The sequence below is a fragment of the Variovorax sp. J22R115 genome, from assembly GCF_030317005.1.
GTDB lineage: Bacteria > Pseudomonadota > Gammaproteobacteria > Burkholderiales > Burkholderiaceae_C > Variovorax.
Window position 1 is genome coordinate 62,176 of record NZ_JASZYM010000015.1, and the last position, 19,238, is coordinate 81,413.

At 66.5% G+C, this 19,238-nt stretch carries 17 protein-coding genes; 8 read left to right on the forward strand and 9 right to left on the reverse strand.

The genetic code is table 11. The features are described 5' to 3' along the window. Positions 1-3: 3 nt before the first annotated feature. Complete coding sequence (locus QTI04_RS25135; protein ID WP_286604326.1) at positions 4-921, forward strand: DMT family transporter; 918 nt, start codon at positions 4-6, stop codon at positions 919-921. On the opposite strand, the gene QTI04_RS25140 is transcribed toward QTI04_RS25135, so the two are convergent. Beyond that, positions 880-1,611 carry a DUF1345 domain-containing protein gene (locus QTI04_RS25140; protein WP_286604225.1) on the reverse strand — a complete coding sequence of 244 codons (732 nt, stop codon included), beginning with the start codon at positions 1,609-1,611 and terminating at the stop codon, positions 880-882. The two genes, QTI04_RS25135 and QTI04_RS25140, sit on opposite strands and share 42 nt — an antisense overlap. Before the next feature lie 110 nt (positions 1,612-1,721). On the opposite strand from QTI04_RS25140, the gene QTI04_RS25145 reads away from it, so the two are divergent. Together QTI04_RS25145 and QTI04_RS25150 are read left to right on the forward strand one after the other, a co-directional pair. Further along, on the forward strand, positions 1,722-2,459 hold the full coding sequence (locus QTI04_RS25145; RefSeq protein ID WP_286617939.1) for a c-type cytochrome: 738 nt from the start codon (positions 1,722-1,724) through the stop codon (positions 2,457-2,459). Between the two features lie 7 nt (positions 2,460-2,466). Continuing rightward, positions 2,467-3,741: a cytochrome c gene (locus tag QTI04_RS25150; protein WP_286617940.1), complete on the forward strand. Its 1,275-nt coding sequence runs from the start codon at positions 2,467-2,469 to the stop codon at positions 3,739-3,741. Between the two features lie 8 nt (positions 3,742-3,749). On the opposite strand, the gene QTI04_RS25155 is transcribed toward QTI04_RS25150, so the two are convergent. Continuing rightward, positions 3,750-4,721 carry a cupin domain-containing protein gene (locus QTI04_RS25155; RefSeq protein WP_286617941.1) on the reverse strand — a complete coding sequence of 324 codons (972 nt, stop codon included), beginning with the start codon at positions 4,719-4,721 and terminating at the stop codon, positions 3,750-3,752. 184 nt (positions 4,722-4,905) lie between these two features. On the opposite strand from QTI04_RS25155, the gene QTI04_RS25160 reads away from it, so the two are divergent. After that, positions 4,906-7,143 (forward strand): cation-translocating P-type ATPase, encoded by a 2,238-nt coding sequence (locus QTI04_RS25160; RefSeq protein WP_286617942.1) that lies wholly within the window; start codon positions 4,906-4,908, stop codon positions 7,141-7,143. A 17-nt stretch (positions 7,144-7,160) separates the two neighbouring features. Beyond that, positions 7,161-7,556: a Cu(I)-responsive transcriptional regulator gene (gene cueR / locus QTI04_RS25165; protein WP_286604219.1), complete on the forward strand. Its 396-nt coding sequence runs from the start codon at positions 7,161-7,163 to the stop codon at positions 7,554-7,556. 110 nt (positions 7,557-7,666) lie between these two features. On the opposite strand, the gene QTI04_RS25170 is transcribed toward cueR, so the two are convergent. From QTI04_RS25170 to QTI04_RS25200, 7 genes are all read right to left on the reverse strand, one after another. Beyond that, a complete protein-coding gene (locus tag QTI04_RS25170; protein ID WP_286617943.1) occupies positions 7,667-10,015 on the reverse strand; it encodes a fatty acid cis/trans isomerase in 2,349 nt (782 codons plus the stop codon). 106 nt (positions 10,016-10,121) lie between these two features. Continuing rightward, positions 10,122-10,421, reverse strand: a complete 300-nt coding sequence (locus QTI04_RS25175) for a copper-binding protein (protein ID WP_286617944.1) — start codon at positions 10,419-10,421, stop codon at positions 10,122-10,124. A gap of 23 nt (positions 10,422-10,444) precedes the next feature. Beyond that, complete coding sequence (locus QTI04_RS25180) at positions 10,445-11,857, reverse strand: multicopper oxidase family protein (RefSeq protein WP_286617945.1); 1,413 nt, start codon at positions 11,855-11,857, stop codon at positions 10,445-10,447. Between the two features lie 4 nt (positions 11,858-11,861). Then, complete coding sequence (locus QTI04_RS25185) at positions 11,862-13,226, reverse strand: TolC family protein (protein ID WP_286617946.1); 1,365 nt, start codon at positions 13,224-13,226, stop codon at positions 11,862-11,864. After that, positions 13,223-13,558: a hypothetical protein gene (locus tag QTI04_RS25190; protein ID WP_286617947.1), complete on the reverse strand. Its 336-nt coding sequence runs from the start codon at positions 13,556-13,558 to the stop codon at positions 13,223-13,225. The genes QTI04_RS25185 and QTI04_RS25190 overlap by 4 nt, the downstream gene beginning before the upstream one ends. 121 nt (positions 13,559-13,679) lie before the next feature. Next, complete coding sequence (locus QTI04_RS25195; RefSeq protein WP_286617948.1) at positions 13,680-14,054, reverse strand: hypothetical protein; 375 nt, start codon at positions 14,052-14,054, stop codon at positions 13,680-13,682. 31 nt (positions 14,055-14,085) lie between these two features. After that, on the reverse strand, positions 14,086-15,066 hold the full coding sequence (locus QTI04_RS25200) for an ABC transporter substrate-binding protein (RefSeq protein WP_286617949.1): 981 nt from the start codon (positions 15,064-15,066) through the stop codon (positions 14,086-14,088). A 150-nt stretch (positions 15,067-15,216) separates the two neighbouring features. Here QTI04_RS25200 and QTI04_RS25205 point away from each other — a divergent pair, with 150 nt between their 5' ends. The 3 genes from QTI04_RS25205 (at position 15,217) to QTI04_RS25215 (ending at position 19,236) form a co-directional block, all read left to right on the forward strand. Beyond that, a complete protein-coding gene (locus QTI04_RS25205; RefSeq protein ID WP_286617950.1) occupies positions 15,217-17,679 on the forward strand; it encodes an ATP-binding protein in 2,463 nt (820 codons plus the stop codon). A gap of 61 nt (positions 17,680-17,740) precedes the next feature. After that, positions 17,741-18,118 carry a response regulator gene (locus tag QTI04_RS25210; RefSeq protein ID WP_286617951.1) on the forward strand — a complete coding sequence of 126 codons (378 nt, stop codon included), beginning with the start codon at positions 17,741-17,743 and terminating at the stop codon, positions 18,116-18,118. Then, positions 18,115-19,236 (forward strand): adenylate/guanylate cyclase domain-containing response regulator, encoded by a 1,122-nt coding sequence (locus QTI04_RS25215; protein WP_286617952.1) that lies wholly within the window; start codon positions 18,115-18,117, stop codon positions 19,234-19,236. The genes QTI04_RS25210 and QTI04_RS25215 overlap by 4 nt, the downstream gene beginning before the upstream one ends. Positions 19,237-19,238: the final 2 nt, after the last annotated feature.

The following is a 19,238-nucleotide window of genomic DNA, read 5'->3' on the forward strand; positions in this document are numbered from 1 at the left end:
CCGATGCCGAAGGCAAAGACCGCCCAGCCCGCGAGCCGCCGATGGCTGGTAGACCTCGTGCTGCTTGGCGCGCTATGGGGCGCGTCCTTCCTGTTCATGCGGATCGGCGCCGCGGAGTTCGGCGCACTCCCGACAGCGGCCGTGCGCGTGGGGATCGCGATGCTGTTCCTGTTTCCCCTGCTTCTCGTGCGCGGACAATGGTCCAGCTTCAAGCAGCACTGGAAACCTGCGCTCGGCATCGGCGTGCTCAACTCCGGCCTGCCCTTTGCTTTCTTCGCGTTCGCACTGCTGACCATCAACAGCGGTCTTGCGGCGGTGATCAATGCCACGGTGCCGATGTTCGGCGCACTGGTCGCATGGGCGTGGTTCGGCGACCGTCCTGATCGCTCGCGCATCCTCGGTCTGGTGATCGGCTTTGCCGGCGTGGCGATGCTCGCGGGGCGCAGCGCGGGCTTTCATTCGGGCGCGGACGAAGGCGCGGCGCGCTGGGCCATCGCCTCCTGTCTCGCCGCGTGCATCTGCTATGCGTTTTCGGCCAGCCTGACGCGCAAGCATCTTGTCGGCGTTCCCGCATTGGCAACCGCGACGGGCAGCCAGATCGGCGCCACCCTCGCCCTCGCCGTGCCGGCCTTCTGGCTCTGGCCGGCGCAGATGCCGAGCCTGCACGCGTGGCTCGCGCTCATCGCCGTGGGCACGGCCTGCACGGGGCTGGCCTACATCCTGTTCTTCCGGCTGATCGAGGCCGCGGGGCCGGCGCGCGCGCTGACGGTCACCTTCCTGGTGCCGGTGTTCGCGCTGTTCTACGGCGCCGTGTTTCTCGGCGAGGAGATCACGCAATGGATGCTGATCTGCGCGGTGGTGATCGTCTGCGGTGTCGCGCTATCGACCGGGCTTGTCAAGCTGGGTCGCCGCGGCAGTTGAGGAAACGGAGTCCTCGTTCGCCGAATTCTGGATCAGCGTGGCGACCACGTTGATCGACAGCGCCAACACCAGCATGTTGAAGGCGAAAGACACCACGCCGTGCACGAGCGTGATGCGCCGCATGTCGCGCGAGGTGACCTGTACGTCCGACACCTGCGAGGTCATGCCGACCACGAAGGAGTAGTACAGGAAGTCGAAGTAGTCCGGGTCCAGCTTGCCCGGAAAGTCCAGGCCGGGGCCGTGCTCCCCCGGATCGATTTCCGCTTGGTAGTAGCGGTGCGCATAGTGAAAGGCGTAGATCGTGTGAATCATCAGCCACGAGCTCGCCAGCGCGGCCAGTCCGAGCGTGATGAGGCCGATGCGCTCCATTCCGTGCAAGGTCGGCACCTTCCTCAGCAATGTCAGGATCACCGCCATGCTCACGGAGACCGCGACCAGCATGACGACGAGTAGCCACGCCCTGGGCGGATCCATCGACTGGGCTCGCGATCGAGTGCGGTCGGCGTCCGAGGTCTCGGCCAGCCACCATGCGGGTACCAGGTACACCGCTGCCCCGGTGCACCAACCGAGAAGCCCGCAAGGCGCCGGAGCGAGGCCCGTCAGACTCAGGCCGAGGCCCGCCAGGATGCCGACGATGGCAGCGCAAAGGAGCCGCTGCCATCCGGACATCATGACGAATTGCTTGTGCATGCGGCACTGTAGCGTCTGCCGCCTACAACTGATCCTGTCGATTGGCGCGACACTGAGACTGTTCTTTTGCAGAGCAATGGTAGACAGTCACGAAAACCAATGAGCCTCGCATGAACATCCCACGCCAGTTGCAGTCCCTTCTGCATAGCGTCCTGGGCGCCACCGCGCTCGCCGCCTGCATGTGGCAGCCCAGCCATGCCGCGCCACCACCAGGGCGAGTTCCAGACACCATCGAGCAGCGCGTGGCCGCCTGCATCGCGTGTCACGGCCGCGAAGGCTCGAGCACGGAGGCGGCCTACTTTCCGCGGTTGTCGGGCAAGCCTGCGGCCTATCTCTTCAACCAGTTGCTGAGCTATCGCGATGGCCGCCGCTTCAACTCCGACATGACCCACATGGTGCAGCACCTGTCAGACGCGTACCTGCGCGAAATCGCGGACTACTTCGGCGGCATCGACCTGCCCTATCCGCGCCCGCCCACCACCACCGATGCAACGCCTCAGATGCTCGCGCGTGGCAAGGCACTGGTGTTCGACGGCGACCCGGCGCGCGGCATTCCGTCCTGCGCACAATGCCACGGACAGGCGCTGACCGGCGTGTTGCCCGGCATTCCGGGGCTGCTCGGCCTGCCGCGCCTCTATCTGTCGTCGCAACTCGGCGCCTGGGTCACCAATGACCGCCATGCGCTCGAACCCGACTGCATGGCGCAGGTGGGCCGCAAGCTCACGACGGCCGACATCAATGCCGTGACGAGCTGGCTGGTGCTGCAGCCCGTGCCCGCGAATCCCAAGCCCGCGGCCCACGCCCCCAGCCCGGTGCCGATGGCGTGCAGCGCGCTGAACACCCCCTGATCCCGCCATGCGACGCCTGCTCTATCTGCTGACTTTTCTTGCCTCCCTGGCGGTGCTGGCGGGCCTGGCGATCGTCGCGCTCAATATGCGCGGCGAAGACAAACTGCCGGACCCGCCCGTTGCGTTCAACCCCACGCCGGCCCAGATCGAACGCGGCCGCTACCTCGCGCTCGCCGGCAATTGCGCGGGCTGCCACACGGCGCGCGGTGGTGCGCCCTATGCGGGCGGTGTGGGCATCGAGACCCCCTTCGGCACGATCTTCGCCAGCAACCTCACGCCCGACCCGAACGCCGGCATCGGCGGCTGGACGTCGGCGCACTTCTGGCGCGCCATGCACAACGGGCGATCGAAGGACGGGCGGCTGCTCTACCCCGCCTTTCCGTACCCGAACTTCACGCGCGTGACGCGCGAGGATTCGGACGCGATCTTTGCCTACCTCCAGAGCATCCCGCCCGCGCCCACGCCGAATCTCGCGCACAAGCTGCGCTTCCCCTACGACACCCAGCCGGCGCTGGCCGTCTGGCGAGCGCTCTCTTTCAAGCCGGGCACCTACGTCGCCGATCCGGCCAAGCCCGCCGAATGGAACCGCGGCGCCTACCTCATCGACGGCCTCGGGCACTGCATTGCCTGCCACGGTACGCGCAACGTGCTCGGTGCCACGCAGGAAAAGCTGGGGCTTTCGGGCGGGCTCATTGCGGTCGAGAACTGGTATGCGCCTTCGTTGACCTCCAAGCGCGAGGCCGGCGTCGCCGACTGGGATCCAAAGGACGTGGCGGAACTGCTCAAGAACGGCCGCTCGGCGCGCGGCGCGGTCATGGGCCCGATGGCAGATGTGGTGTTCGGCAGCACGCAGCATCTGGACGAGGCCGACCTGCGTGCGATGGGCGTCTATCTGAAGAGCTTGCCCAACACTGCATCCGCAGCCCCGGCTGCCACGTCGACGACGTCACGCCGTGACGTGCGCGTGATGGAGCGCGGCGCGAAGATCTTCGACCAGCGGTGCGCCTATTGCCACGGCGACCAGGGCCAGGGGGCCGAGGGTGCCTACCCGCCGCTCGCGGGCAATCGCGCCGTGCTCATGGACTCGGCGGTCAATCTGATCCAGATCGTGCGGCACGGCGGCTTCCTCCCTTCCACCGGAGGCAACCCCCGCCCCTATGGCATGCCGCCCTTCCGCTACGTGCTGGACGACACCGATGTCGCCGCCGTGCTGACCTATGTCCGCGGCTCCTGGGGCAACGATGCGCCGCCGGTCACGCCGCGCGACATGCTGCGCCGCTAGCCCCTTACTCAGTAAGAACCCGGAGGTGCGGTCCCTGCGCGCTGCATGCGTCGCAAGGGCCCGATCAGCCGGGCCAGCGAAGAGCGCGCCGCGCCGATGAACTCGCCGACCGGCGCCTTGAAGGCGTCCGCCGAGAGCGATTCACCGGGAGCCGCCGGCGACAGGCCGCAGCGGCGCAGCACCCGGTTGAGTTGGTACACGCGCGCCACCCTGCGCGTGACGGAGGTGTAGAAGTTCACGCCGATCGAGATCGCCACGCGATCCCCAGGCACCGTCCAGTCGGGGTCGGACCGCGTCATGTGCGGCGAGGTGCTCGGGAAGTACACACCGTCGCCCGGACGCGTCTCGAACTCATGGCTGCGCGCCTTGAACGCTTCCTTCAGGCGCACCTTGCGCAGCGAGTGCGTGACGATGAAGTCCTCTACCGCGTCGGCGGGCACCACCACCCGGTCGGTGTGGTCCCAGACATTCATCACCTTGCGTCCGCGCAACTGCAGCCAGAAATTGTTCTCGCGGTCGATGTGAAACGGCGTCACCGAGGGCGGCGCGGAAATGAAGATGAACCCCGTCACCATGAAGATGTCCGGCTGCTCGCGCTCGATGGTCCCGCGCACGTTGTCCAGGATGTTTTCGAGCAGTTCCCGGTAGCGCGGAATGGCCTCGACGTTGTAGAGCGCAAGCCAGGAGCCGGGTTCTTCGATGCGCCGGAAGACCTCCTCAATGCTGCGCCCGTCCGGGTGCTGGCTATCGTGCGCGAATCCCGAGGCCTGCGTGATGCCGGGGCGGACGAAGCGGCACTGCTTCATCGGAGCGAGTTCCTTGGCCAGGGCCTCGAGTTCGGGCAGCTGGAACAGCGGATGCTCGTGATAGTTGTGGTGAAGCCGGCCCACCTTGTGCGTGGTGAAGCCCGCCGGATCGTCCACCCACAGGCGGCAGTCCGGCGTCAAGGTCGCCATTCTCTCGATCTCGCTTGCGCCCATAGTTCCTCCTATGGTTCTTTGAGAAGTTGTGCGAAAAGCATAACGGAGGTAACACCAAATTACTAGTTTCCGTCGAGATAGATCGAAAGGCAGAGATCAAGCAGCGGCTTGACCCTCCCATGATGTCAAGGTTGATACTTCCTGCATCCGCCGCAAATATGGCTTGAAGGACAGGAGATACCGAATGAACAGCAGCCTGGCGCTCTCGCCCGGTTCGCGCGACCTGAAGGAATGGTCGCTTCCGATCGAAGGCATGACCTGCGCGTCGTGCGTGGCGCGGGTCGAACGGTCGTTGGCCGGCATTCCCGGCGTCACGGAGGCCAGCGTCAACCTCGCCACCGAGGCGGCCAGCGTGCAGACCGATGGCTCGGTCTCGCTCGGCACGTTGCGCGCCGCCATCGAGAAGGCCGGCTACAGCGTGGGCGAAGACGCTCCGGAAGAACAGACCGCGTCATCGGCCGGAGCGCCGGTCGCACGACCGCGCCGCCGGAACGATGCATGGCCTGTCATCGCGGCCGCGATTCTCTCGGCACCGCTGGTGCTGCCCATGCTCGGGCTTCTCTTCGGCAAGGAATGGATGATCGACGGCTGGCTTCAACTGGCACTGGCCACGCCCGTGCAGTTCTGGCTGGGCGCGCGCTTCTATCGCTCGGGCTGGAAGGCCCTGAAGGCCCGTGCCGGCAACATGGACCTGCTCGTGGCCCTCGGCACGACGGCCGCCTACGGCCTCAGCGTCTACCTGCTCCTCACGCACGCCGGCCACGGCGGCATGCCGCACCTGTACTTCGAGGCCTCGGCGGTGGTCATCACGCTGGTGCTGCTGGGCAAGTGGCTCGAAACCCGGGCCAAGCGGCAGACCACCGAAGCCATCCGCGCATTGAATGCATTGCGGCCCGAGCGCGCGCGCGTTCGCCGCAACGGCATCGACCAGGACGTGGCGCTGGCGCAGGTCAGGATCGACGACCTCGTCGTCATCCGGCCCGGCGAACGCCTGCCCGTCGATGGCGCCGTGGTCGAGGGCGCCAGCGAAGTCGACGAATCGCTCATCACCGGCGAGAGCCTCCCCGTCGCCAAGCAGGTAACCGATGCGGTAACGGGCGGGTCGGTCAACGGCCAGGGCCTGCTCGTGGTTCGCACGACTGCCGTGGGCGCGGAATCGACGCTGGCGCGCATCGTGAGGCTGGTTGAATCCGCGCAGGCAAAGAAGGCACCGATCCAGCGCCTGGTCGATCGCGTGAGCAATGTGTTCGTGCCGGTGGTCATCGGCATTGCACTGCTGACTTTCCTGGGTTGGGGACTCGTCGCGGGCAACTGGGAAACGGCGATCCTGAATGCCGTCGCCGTGCTCGTGATCGCGTGCCCCTGCGCGCTGGGCCTCGCCACGCCGACCGCAATCATGGCCGGCACCGGCGTCGCCGCGCGCCATGGCGTTCTGATCAAGGATGCGGAGGCACTCGAGGTCGCGCACAGCGTGAAGATCGTCGCTTTCGACAAGACGGGCACGCTGACCGAAGGCCGCCCGGAGCTGGTGGCGTTCGAGGCGATGGACGACGACACCGCCGCGCTGCTGCGGGCCAGCGCGGCAATCCAGGCGGGCAGCGAGCATCCGCTGGCCCGTGCCGTCCTCGCGGCGGCGAAGAAGGCGAACGTCGAGATCCCGCGCGCGGGCGGCGTGCGAGCCGTGGCCGGGCGCGGCATGTCGGCCAGCGTCGATGGGCGCGAACTGCGCCTGGGCAGCACGCGCTTCATGCGCGAACTCGCGGTGCCGCTCGGCAAGCTCGATGCGCGCGCCACGCAGTTGCAGTCGGAGGGCCGCACCGTCTCGTGGCTGGCGGACGTGACCGATCGCCCCACCCTCATCGGCCTGCTGGCGTTCGGCGACACGCCCAAGGCCAGCGCCGCGGCGGCCATCCGCCAGCTGCATGCGCAAGGCATCCGGACGGCGCTCGTGTCCGGCGACAACCGCGGCAGCGCAGAGGCGGTGGCACGCGCCCTGAAGATCGATACGGTCCGCTCCGAGGTGCTGCCCGAGGACAAGGCGACGATCATCGCGCAGCTGAAGTCCGACGGAGAACGCGTCGCGATGGTGGGAGACGGCATCAACGACGCACCGGCATTGGCCGCGGCCGACGTCGGCATCGCGATGTCCACCGGCACGGACGTCGCGATGCACGCGGCCGGCATCACGCTCATGCGCGGCGACCCCGCGCTGGTGAGCGACGCCATCGACATCTCGCGCCGCACCTACGCGAAGATCCGTCAGAACCTGTTCTGGGCCTTTGCCTACAACGTGGTCGGCATCCCGCTTGCGGCCTTCGGCATGCTGAGCCCGGTGATCGCCGGTGCGGCGATGGCGTTCAGCAGCGTGAGCGTGGTCGGCAATGCGCTGCTGCTGCGGCGCTGGAAGGGAAACGCGCAATGAGCGAGGCAGGAGCAGGCATGGAACCTTTCAACATCGGGGAGGCCGCGGCGCGGTCGGGCGTCTCCGCCAAGATGGTGCGGCACTACGAATCCCTCGGCCTGTTGCCGGACGTGGCCCGCACCGATGCGGGCTACCGCCAATACACCGACAGCAACGTGCACACGCTGCGCTTCATCCGCCGTGCGCGCGACCTGGGCTTCAGCATGGCGGAGATCGCGGAACTGCTGAAGCTCTGGCAGAACAAGCGGCGAGCGAGCGCAGACGTGAAGCGCATCGCCCTCGCACATGCCGACGACCTGCATCGACGCATTGAAGAGATGACCGCGATGAAGCGCACACTGGAGCGGCTGGCGCAGTGCTGCCACGGCGACCACCGCCCCGATTGCCCCATCCTGGACGAACTCGCGGAATAAGCTCAGCCCCAGGCTTGCTCGCTTCGCGTAGCCGCCCACCCCCTTGCAGGGGGCGCTGCCTGCGGCCCGGCGGAGCCGGTTCCGCGGCAACTCACGCAGGGCCTGATCCTCTATTTGTTTTCGAAGCGGTTGTAGTCGAGGATGCCGGCTTCGAGGGATTGATCCTTTTGGTAGCGGTCGATCAGAGCGTCGCTGAAGGCCCAGAAATCGGGATTGGTGCGCCGCACGGCCCAGCGCCTCGAGAAGGCCGCGTAGTCGGCTTCGGAGCAAAGCTGGCGGATGGCTGCGGTCATCGTGGGCAGCTCGGCTGCCGTCGCTCGGTAGAAGGCATTGGGATAGCTGCCGATCACGCCAGGGACAACCGTCAGCGAATCTTCATCAGGCCTCAGTTCGCGACGTTCGCCAAGCAGGTGCGACACACTGGCGTGCGCCGTATTGCGCAGCAGGCTGAAGGTGAGCTTGTCGCCGTTGGGTGCGTCGACCACCAGCAGTGCGCTTTCAGGCAGCCATTGCAAGGCCGAGCCTCGCACGCTTTCCAGGTCATGCAGTGGCGCTCTCAGTGGCGGCGCCACGTGACGATCGATGTCGAACCGTGTGTCCAGCACCGGCGCGAGCTTCGTTTTCATCATGCCCAGCAGCTCCCGCTTCGGGTCGGCCGTCGTGAAGCGTATGCCGCTTTCCACGGGCAGCGTCGTCGCCGGACCGCCATAGACCTGCTCGCGCGTGGCAAGACTATCGCCGCGATACCACTGGTCCCGCGTCGCCACGCGCTGCGCCTTGGGAAGCAGCGTAATGAAATTGAACTCGCCCTCCATGCGCAGGAAGTCCATGTAGAGCCGCGAGTTGAGCTGGTGTCCGACGTTGCCGTAGACGTCGTAGTTCGCGACCAGCAGGTAGTGAATGCGCTCCAGCAGCGGATAGCCGATGACCCACGCCGACTTGGGCGACTCGCCCACCATGCCCTTCACGACGCTGGCGCTGTCGAAGTGCCGGAAGACCGTCAGGGCGGCATTGCGGTTGCTCCCATCGCCATCCCAGATCAGGCGCAAGTCCAGGCTGCCGCGACTCTGCAGCGACTGCGCGAGAAAATCCGACTTGGCCTTCAGGTACTCGTTCTCGAGCCTTGCGTAGTAGAGCCAGGGGATCAGGACTTCGGTGTCACTGCTGCCCGTCGGCAGGCGCAGCAGGTTGGCATCACGCGCCAGCAGCTTCGATTGCGCCGCGTCGAAATCGTTGGTCGGGGCGAGAAACACGACCCAGAAGTGGTCCTCGATGACATCGAGCGCCATCTGGCCGCGACACACCGGCCCCTTGATGAAACCCATGATCGTGAACTCGGCCTCGTCGAGCATGAAGCGATAGCGCGCGCTGACCGGCAAGGCTTCAAAGGTCGAAAAAGGATTGGCGGCCGTGTCCGCGCTGTAGCCGGGCAGACGCTCCACCGCATAGGGCGCATCGATGAACAGTGCCCGCCAGCGCGCCATCCGTTGTGCGCCCAGGGCATAGGGCATGTGTGTCTTGGCGACGATGGACTCGCGCTCGGGCACGAGCCGGTAGTACACGCGCTCCACGCCGGGATCGTCGACCGGACGGCGGCTCGCGATCAACTGCAGCGGCTGGCCGGGCGGCGTGGCCGAGCGCACCAGCTTGAAGTACTGGCGCTGCGGATCGTCGTCGAAGTACAGGTGCGCGAGGAACAGGTGCTCGTAGGCGTAGCGGCTGAAGAGCCTTTCCTTCAGGGAATCGCCATTGAAGAAGCGCTCCCACTGGGCCATGCGCTGCGTTGCCAGCGGCGTCGGCGCGGCCGGGCCTTCGTAAGGCGCACCCTGCTCCAGCCATCGCGCGAGGACGCCATGCTCCGCAGCACTCAGTCCCGGCAGGCCGAAGGGCATGCCGCCCTGGGGCGTTGCGCGTTCGTAGCGGTCGATCTCCGCGCCGGCAGGGCACATCGCCGATCGGTCGATGGAGAAATCCAGTTCGCCCTCGACGACGCCTTCCGTCGGATGCGGATGCTGCTGCTTAAGCACGAGCAAGCGGTGCATCAGGCCAGCGGTCCGGTTGGCCTCCGGCGTGGGCGCATGCTCGTTGAGCACCGGAAAGAAGTCGCGCTCGCGCCACTCCGATGGCTTGTCGGCGTCGACGAACAGACGCGACGGCGTCGCCGCCAGCAGCCGGCTCGCGTCGTACACGGGCGTCTTGTTCGCGCCTCGCGCCAGCCCTTCCCAACTGGTGGTCTTGAGTTGGCAAGGCCCGTCGTAACAGGCGTGGCATACGACGCAGCGACGGTCGAGGATGGGCTGGATGGTCTGCGCATACGACTGCCCCGGCGGCGGCGCAAGGGGATGGTCGAAGCGCTGGGGATCCGCTGGCCCGAACAAGTCGTCGAAGCGGCGGGTCGCGATCGTGGTACAGGCAGCGATCAGGATGACGATGGTGATCAATGACGCGACACGACGCATGCAAACGGCCTTCGATTGCGGGGGTGGATCACGCACTGTACCGACTCCAAAGAAATCGGCCACCCTGCCGCCGTGAACGCTCAATTCATTGGCGTACAACCCACGCTCACCGCGCTGCCTCCAGCTTGGTCACCACGATCTTCCCGTCCACCATCTCGGCCCTGAAACGGACCTTGTCGCCCGTCTGCACCGTGTCGAGCAGCGCGTTGTCGCTGACCTTGAACACCATCGTCATGCCGGGCATCTCGAGGTTGTTCAAGGGCCCGTGCTTCAACGTGATCCTGGCGTTCTCCTTGTCGACCTTGCGCACCTCGCCGTTGCTGAGTTCGTCGGTGGCGGATTGCGCATGCGCCAGGCCGGCGAGTACGACAACGCCCGCCAGCAGTGAATTTCTGAAACCGAGCATCTGAGATTCCTTTGTATGGTGAGTCAATGACCTGCATGCCCGCGCGGCTTGCGGACCTGCACTTCGACGTTGGCGGCCGGCATGTTCTGCGACGGCATGACCGATGGCCCCGCACCGCGCGCACGCGGCGCCTTGGCAACCGGTTCGGTCAACTCACGAGCGACCGTGCCCGGCGGCTGCCTGAACCAGCCGGGGTTCGAATAGTCGCCTGCCTTCTGTCCCTTTCGGACCTTGACGACGCTGAACATGCCGCCCATCTCGACCGAGCCGAACGGGCCTTCGCCGCTCATCATCGGCGCCGTGTTGTCGGGCAAGGGCATTGCCATCTCGCTCATGTCGCCCATGCCGCGTTCACCCATCACCATGTAGTCGGGGATGAGCTTGGTGATCTTGCCGACCACATCGCTGTGGTCCACGCCGATCATGGTGGGCACGTCGTGGCCCATCGCGTTCATCGTGTGGTGGCTCTTGTGGCAATGGAAGGCCCAGTCGCCCTCCTCGTCCGCGACGAACTCGATCTGCCGCATCTGGCCGACACCGACGTCGGTCGTCACCTCGGGCCAACGCGCGCCCTTCGGCTTCGGGCCGCCGTCGGTGCCTGTCACAACGAACTCGTGGCCGTGCAGATGCATCGGATGGTTCGTCATCGTGAGATTGCCGAAGCGGATGCGGACCTTGTCGTTGTGCCGCACGTTCAGCGACTCGATGCCCGGGAAGATGCGGCTGTTCCAGGACCACAGGTTGAAGTCCAGCATGGTCATGATCTTCGGCGTCGCGCTGCCGGGCTCGATGTCGTAGGCGTTGAGCAGAAAGACGAAATCGCGATCGACCTCGTCGATCAGCGGATGCGCCGCCTTCGGGTGCGTGACCCAGAAACCCATCATCCCCATGGCCATCTGCGCCATCTCATCCGCGTGCGGGTGGTACATGAAGGTGCCCGGCCGGCGCGCCGTGAATTCATAGACGAAGGTCTTCCCCGGCGCGATGGCCGGCTGCGTGAAGCCCGAGACACCATCCATGCCGTTGGGCAAGCGTTGGCCGTGCCAGTGGATGCTGGTGCGCTCGGGCAGCTTGTTGCTGACGAAGATGCGCACGCGGTCACCTTCGACCACTTCGATGGTCGGCCCGGGCGACTGGCCGTTGTAGCCCCACAAGTGCGCCTTGAACCCCGGCGCCATCTCGCGCACCACCGGCTCGGCGACGAGATGGAACTCCTTGACGCCACTGTTCATTCGCCAGGGCAGCGTCCAGCCGTTGAGCGTGACGACGGGGTTGTAGGGCCGTCCGCTGGATGGCGAAAGCGGCGGCATGGTATCGGGCCGGGTCTGCAGCACCGGCTCAGGCAAGGCGGCCATCGCCACCCTGGACACCGAAGCGGCTGCGATCGCGCCGGTGATGGCGCCGGCAGCGCTCAGGAAATTGCGTCTGTGCGTCATGGTTTCAAGGGGAAGTGGGCTTTCCGATGACCGACGCGGCCAGCGCGGCATCGGCAAGCCAGAACTGTTGCTGAGCGTCGATGGCGGCCATCACGCTCGTGATCTGCTCGCGCGTCTCTGCGAGCAGTTCGAAGACGCCGATCAGCATGCCGTTGTAGCGAAGCATGTTTTCCTCGGCCATGGTCTGGCGCAGCGGCACGATCTCGTCCCGGTAGTGCCGCGCGATGTCGTAGGCGGTGCGGTACGCGGAGTAGCCTTCGCGCAGCTGCGAGTTGGCGCCGCGCACGGTCGCGTCGTAGCGGTAGGCGGCGGCGAGCGCCTGCGCATTCATCGCATCGCGCTGCGCAGTGCCCCAGTCGAAGAGCGGCAGTCGGACGTCGAGCTCGTAGCCGTTGCGATTGACTCTGCCTCCGCTCGCGAAGACCGTGTCATGCCGCGCGCCGGCTTCGATGTCGATGAAGGTGGGCAGGAGGTTCAGTCCCTGGGTCTTGCCAGCCACGTCGAGTTGCGCGCGCGCGAGTCGGACATCGAGCCGCTGATCGTTCGCCGCACCTGCCACTTCGTCGGCTTCGCGCGGCGCCTTGGGCAGGTCGGGCAAGCGGTCCGGCAGCGTCAGCTTCGCGGCCTGCGCGTCGTCCAGGCCGAGCATGCGAACGAGATCCTCGCGCGCAGCCGCCGTCGCGTGCTGCGCGGACGCCAGCCGCGTCGTCGCGTCCGCGTGAAAGACCTGTTGCCGCGCGCGCTGGAGCTTGCTGAAGTTCCCGACCTGCTGCATGCGCCGGGCCAGTTCGGCGCTGGCTTGCGCGGCCTCGTTCACCTGCACGGCGTACTGAAGCGATTGCTGCTCCGCGACCGCGCGCACCCAGGCCTGGCGCACCTGCGTCACCTGGTCGACGACCGTGGAGGCAAGCTGCACCTTGACCTGCGCCGACCGGCTCTTCGAGAGCGCCATGCGCTGAGGCAACAGGATCAGATCCACCAGGCCGAAGGACAGCAGGCGTCCCAGTTCAAGTTCATCGCCGAGCCGGAGACGCTCGAACTTGAAGAGCGGATTCGGGAGCCTTCCGCTCTGATTGGCTGCAGCCATGTCGGCCCAGCTTTGCGCAAGCAGCGCCTGGACGGCTGGACTGTTGGCGAGCGCGACCCGGACCGCATCGCTTTCGGAAAGCGGACGCGTCAGCAGATCGTCTGTCAGCGCCGCACGGGCCTCGCGCTGTTCGTCGGTGCGGCTGAGTTCCAGCTTGCCATCGGTGAACTGCGATGTGCTGGCGTTCGTCTCCTCGAGCACCTCATCGATGCCGACCGAGGCGCAGCCGGTGAGCAGGAGCGCTGCGGCGGCCATTGCGCTCAGCGTCACGGCGCGCATCACGGATGCTCCTTGTGCGCCGGCATGGCATGCCCATGCCCCTCCTGTGGATGGGCATCGTTCGACGGCGCTGCCACGTCTCCTGAACCCTGCGCCTCCTTGGCATAGGCGCGCCAACCGCCCCTGCCGTGGACGGTGTCGTTCGCCTCTCTCCAGGGGATGGGTTTGTCGTTGGCGAACGGCCGATAGCCATCCAGCGCCGAGCGGTATGTCAAGGCAGGCGGCGCGGCGCCTGCTCCTGTCGAAGCAGGCGTCGAAGGCGTCTGCGCCACGGCGGCGCACGCCGCCAATGCAGGCAATGCGCCCAGCCAGCGGGCTGGCAATGAAGAAGACATGGAATCCTCGCGATGTTCATGAACGGAGCGACGTCAGCAACCCTCCAGGGGGCGGACGCGCGAGCGATACATGGCGCGTCAAGGCACGCCGGCAGCCAGGGCGGCCGGTGGTGTGACGCGACTAGGCGCGAGGTGGTTTGTCGGGAACGCGAGACGCGAACGTCGCCTTCGCGCTGGCCGGCTCGGCCAGATCGGCTTGCGGCAAGACGTGGGCCGGCGCGACCTGCGTGTCGCTCGTCAAGGCGACGGCATGGCACGAGACGCAGGTGGAACACTTGTGCGAGGTGTCGGCATGCGCGTGGGAGGTGTTCGCGCGGCTGTCGTCATCGGCATGCGGTGCGGCATCGTGATGGTGCGCCGCATGGTCATGCGACGCCATCGCCGTCTTCATGGCGGGCTCCGGTGTTCCGCAGAGCGCCATCGACGCCGCCGCATACCCCTGGAAGGGTACGGCGAGCATCACCAGCCACAGCAGGAACACGCGAACGCGGGACATCCGGTGATTCTATCGGCCGCTCAAAGCCCGATCACTGAATCACCTTGTCCGCCCGGTTCATCACCGAACGCGGAATCGTGAAGCCGAGTCGCTTGGCCGTGTTGAGGTTGATCAGCAACTCGAACTTCGTCGGCTGTTCGATCGGAAGGTCGGCGGGCTTGGCGCCTTTCAGGATCCGGTCGACATAGCGGGCGCCGTCCTTGCCCTCGTTGCCGTAGCCGGGCCCATAGGCCATCAGGCACCCGTTTTCCGCGTAGTCGCCCCGGGCGCAGATGGTCGGCAATCCGTTTTCGATGGCCAGTTCCGCAATCAGCTTCTGGTTGGAATTCGCGACCGGATTCAGCGTCACCCACACGGCCGTGGCGCGCGCCTTGACGGCATCCTTGAACGCCTGTGCATACCTGTCTGCGCTGCTGGCTTCCATCGAATAGAGCTGGAGCCCCAGCTTCTCCGCCGGCACCTGGCTGGCCTCCCACTGCGGGATGGAGCCAGGCGCATGCGGATCCCACAGCACCGCCACGCGGACGGCCTTGGGGTCCGTTTCCTTGAGGAGTTCCAGCCGCTTCCCGGTGAGGATGGCCGCCACGTTGGTGACGCCCGTGCTGTTCCCGCCGGGCCGCGCCAGGCTTTCGGCCAGCCCGGTGGTGACCGGATCGGTGACTCCCATGAAGACGATGGGCACCGTCGAAGTTGTCTTCTTGGCCGCCTGCGCGGCATTGGTGGTCACCGTGACGAGCACGTCGATGTCCATGCGCACCAGTTCCTCGGCCAGCATGGGGAGCCGTTGCAGATCCTGGCTTTCGTGACGGTAGTCGATGCGGATGGTCTGCCCTTCGACATAGCCGAGATCGCGGAGGCCCTTCTTGAACGCTTCCAGGCGCGGCGCGTCTGCGGAGGCCGAGACGGCCGCCAGGTAGCCCAGGTGCGGAATCTTCTTCGGCTGCTGGGCAAGCGCCGGGCAGCCGGCCATCAGCACGGCGCCCAGGAGAAGCCCCACGATCTTGCTGCGCATCGAAGTCCTCCTTGTTGCCGGCAGCCGCAGGGATCGATTTTGCGCTGCTTCCGGCCCAGCGCTGGTGTGCATGCGCGGTATCGGGTCGGCCAATAGGCCTAAGCGGCCGGTCTTCCCATCATGCGAATGGCGATGTCCAATGGAGGGTTCATGACGCCCCCGGATTCGTCTCCCGCTTCGCTCTCGGGCGATCTCGCGCCGCCGGCCGGTGGGCGACGCTTCGCGGTGCTGTCGCAGGCGACGCGGGAGGTTCACCGTGGACGCCTGTTTCGCAAGTACCTGCTGCTCATCCTCTCGCTGGTGACGAGCGTGCTGCTGGCCTCCAGCGCGATCGGGCTCTACTTCTCCTACCAGGAGAACAAGACGTCGCTCGCCAGCTTCCAGCATGAGAAGGCGGTCAGTGCGGCCTTGCGCATCGAGCAGTACGTCCAGCAGGTCTCCCAGCAATTGACCTATGCATCCCTCGCCCAGTTGGACGCCTCCGACCTGGAATCGCGGCGGACGGAATTCTGGCGTCTGCTGCGCCAGGCCCCGGAGGTGACCGACATCGCCCAGCTCGACCGCACGGGCCGAGAGCAGATCGCGGTATCCCGGCTGGGCATGGACGTCATGGGGTCCGGCAAGAATCGGTCGGCTGAAGAAGCCTTCCGCAACGCCGTTCCCGATGCTGCGTGGTTCGGCCCGGTCTACTTCAACCGCGACACCGAACCCTATATGACGGTGGCGATCCGCTCGGGCGGCGAGAAGGGCCCCGTCACCATCGCCGAGCTCAACCTCAAGTTCATCTGGGAGGTGGTGTCGCGCATCCAGATCGGCCAGAAGGGCAAGGCCTACGTCGTCGACAGCAACGGGCTGCTGGTGGCGGACCCGGACATCGGACTGGTCCTGCGCAAGACCAGCGTGGCATCGCTCCCGCATGTGCAGGCCGCGGCAGCCGATGGCACCGTCGAGGACCAGGCAATGGTGTCGCGCGACCTGCATGGCGCCACCGTGCTGACCTCGATGGCACCGATCAAGTCGCTGGGCTGGAAAGTCTTCGTCGAACAGCCGATTGCCGAGGTGTACGCAAAGCTCAACGCATCCTTTCTGCGCGCCGCGGTGCTGCTGCTGGCCGGCCTGTTGATCTCGGCACTGGCGGCGTCGGTGTTGGCACGCAGCATGGTGCAGCCGATCCGCACGCTCGCCCGGGGTGCGCGGCGCATCGGCGAAGGCGATCTGAAGCAGGAGATCGTCGTCAAAACGGGCGACGAGTTGGAAGGCCTGGCCCACCAGTTCAACCGCATGTCGGCGCAGCTTCGCGAGTTGTACGGCGGGCTCGAACGCAAGGTGGAACTGCGCACCGCCGAGCTGACCGCTGCGCTCGAATTCCAGACCGCGACGGCGGAGATCCTTCGCGTGCTGAGCCGCTCGCCGACCGATCTGCAACCGGTGCTGCAGGCGGTGGCCGAACGCTCGGTGCGGCTGTGCCGCGCGCATGGCAGCCGTGTCTGGCTGCCGGAAGGCGATCACCTGCGGGCCATGACCGGCTACCAGATCGAGACCGGCGCCGAACTGGGCCGCGACGAGCTGCCACTGAGCAGCGCGACGGTGATCGGCCGCGCCTTCGTCGAGCGCCGGACGGTCCACGTCGAGGACATCGCGAAGCTGATCGATTCGAAGTACCCGGATTCGCGCGAGGCGCAGACGCGCCTCGGATTCCGGACCGTGCTGGCCGTGCCCATGGTCCGCGAGGGCGCGTCGGTCGGCATCATCGCCGTGCTTCGCAAGGAGGTGCAACCCTTCTCGAACGCCGAAGTCCGCCTCGTCGAGACCTTTGCGGACCAGGCCGTGATCGCGATCCAGAACGCGCGGCTCTTCCAGGAGATCGAGGACAAGAGCCGGCAGCTCGAAGTCGCCAACCACCACAAGTCGGAGTTCCTGGCGAACATGTCGCACGAGTTGCGCACGCCCCTGAACGCCATCATCGGTTTCTCCGAGGTGCTGACCGAGCGGATGTTCGGCGAGGTCAACGACAAGCAGATGGAATACCTGCAAGACATCCACTCCTCCGGCCAGCATCTGCTGACGCTCATCAATGACGTGCTGGACCTGTCGAAGATCGAGGCGGGCCGGATGGAGCTGGACTCGAGTTGCTTCGACCTCGGCCTGTTGCTGGACAACGCGCTCACCCTCGTGCGCGAGCGGGCGCAGCGCAACGGCTTGTCGATGTCGCTGGAGGTGGGCGAAGGGTTGAACGAGTGGGTGGCGGATGCCCGCAAGGTCAAGCAGGTGGTGGTGAACCTGCTGTCCAACGCGGTGAAGTTCACGCCGGCCGGCGGCCGCGTGCGACTGAGCGCGCGGCGCGTCGAGAAGGCCGGCAAGCCGATGGCCGAGGTGAGCGTGGCCGACACCGGCGTGGGCATCGCGCCCGAAGACCAGGCACTGGTGTTCGACGAATTCCGGCAGGCGGGCGGCGACTACCTGCGCAAGGCCGAGGGCACCGGACTCGGCCTGTCACTGGCCAAGCGCTTCGTCGAGTTGCATGGCGGAACGCTGGGCGTCGAAAGCCGCCTCGGCGAAGGCGCGACCTTCACTTTTCTTCTGCCGCTGCTGACTCTGGAGACCCTTGCATGAGCGCAGCGCCGGACCGCTCCAAGCAAGCTCGCACCGCAGTGCGAAGCACGGAGGTTACCCAATGAGCACCATCCTGATCGTCGAGGACAACGAGAAGAACATGAAGCTCGCCCGCGACATCCTCCAGCACAAGGGCCACGTCACGCTGGAGGCCAAGACCGGGGAACAGGGCGTTCGGCTCGCGGTGCTGCATCAGCCGGACCTGATCCTGATGGACATCCTGCTGCCAGGCATCGACGGCATCGCCGCCCTGCGCCAGATTCGCGAGCAGCCCGAGCTGGACGCCACGCCGGTCATCGCGATCTCGGCTTCGGTCATGCCGGACGCCCAGCACAACATCGTCAGCTCGGGCTTCGACGCCTTCCTGACCAAGCCCGTGTCGCTCAAGCCCTTTCTCGAAGTCGTGGATCGCCTGCTGAGCGAGGGACGTTCGAAATGAGCGCGCACATCCTGGTCGTCGACGACGTTGCGCAAAACCTCCGGCTGCTGTCGGACCTGCTGAGTGCGCGCGGCTATCGGACGAGCACCGCCGCGTCCGGCGAAGAGGCCCTGGCGAGCATCGCCGCCGACCCGCCCGACCTGGTGCTGCTCGACGTGATGATGCCGGGCATGAACGGCTACGACGTGTGCCGCGCCATCCGCGCCGACCCGGCCTGCGCCGTGCTTCCGGTGGTGCTGGTGACCGCGCTCGACCCCGAGCAGGAGCGCGTGAAGGGGCTGAACGCAGGCGCCGACGACTTCCTGAGCAAGCCCATCAACCAGGCCGAGTTGATGGCGCGCGTGCGTTCATTGCTGCGGGTGAAGACGCTGTACGACGAAGTGCAGCGCCAGCGCGCCGAACTGCAGGCGTGGAACGCCACGCTGGAGCGACGCGTGCAGGAGAGCGTGCAGCAGCTCGAACGCATCGGCCAGCTCAAGCGCTTCTTCTCCCCCCAACTGGCCGAGGCCATTCTTGCGGGTGGCGCCGACGATCCGCTGCGAAGCCATCGGCGCGAGATCACCGTCGTCTTTCTCGACCTGCGCGGCTTCACCGCCTTCACCGAGACCGCGGAGCCTGAAGAAGTGATGGCCGTGCTGGCGCAATACCACGCTGCGATGGGGCGGCTGGTGCTGGCCCACGAGGGCACGCTGGAGCGCTTCTCTGGCGACGGCATGATGATCTTCTTCAACGATCCGCAACCCGTGGCCGACGCACCGGCGCGTGCCTTGCGCATGGCCGTCCAGATGCAGGGGGAGATGGCCGCCCTCAGCGGACAATGGCGCCGCCGCGGCTACGACCTGCACATGGGCATCGGCATTGCGCAAGGCTTCGCGACGCTAGGCGGCATCGGCTTCGACGCGCGCATCGACTACGGCGCCATCGGCACGGTCACCAACCTGGCTGCCCGGCTTTGCGGGGAGGCGGCGGGTGGCGAGATCCTGATCTCCCAGCGCGTTCATGGTGCACTGCAGGATGGAACGCCGGATGCCGCGTGGTCGATCCAGGAGGCCGGTGAACTGGAACTCAAGGGGTTCCAGCGCAAGGTGCCGGCTTGGCGAGTGGTTTGCGTGTCCTGAGG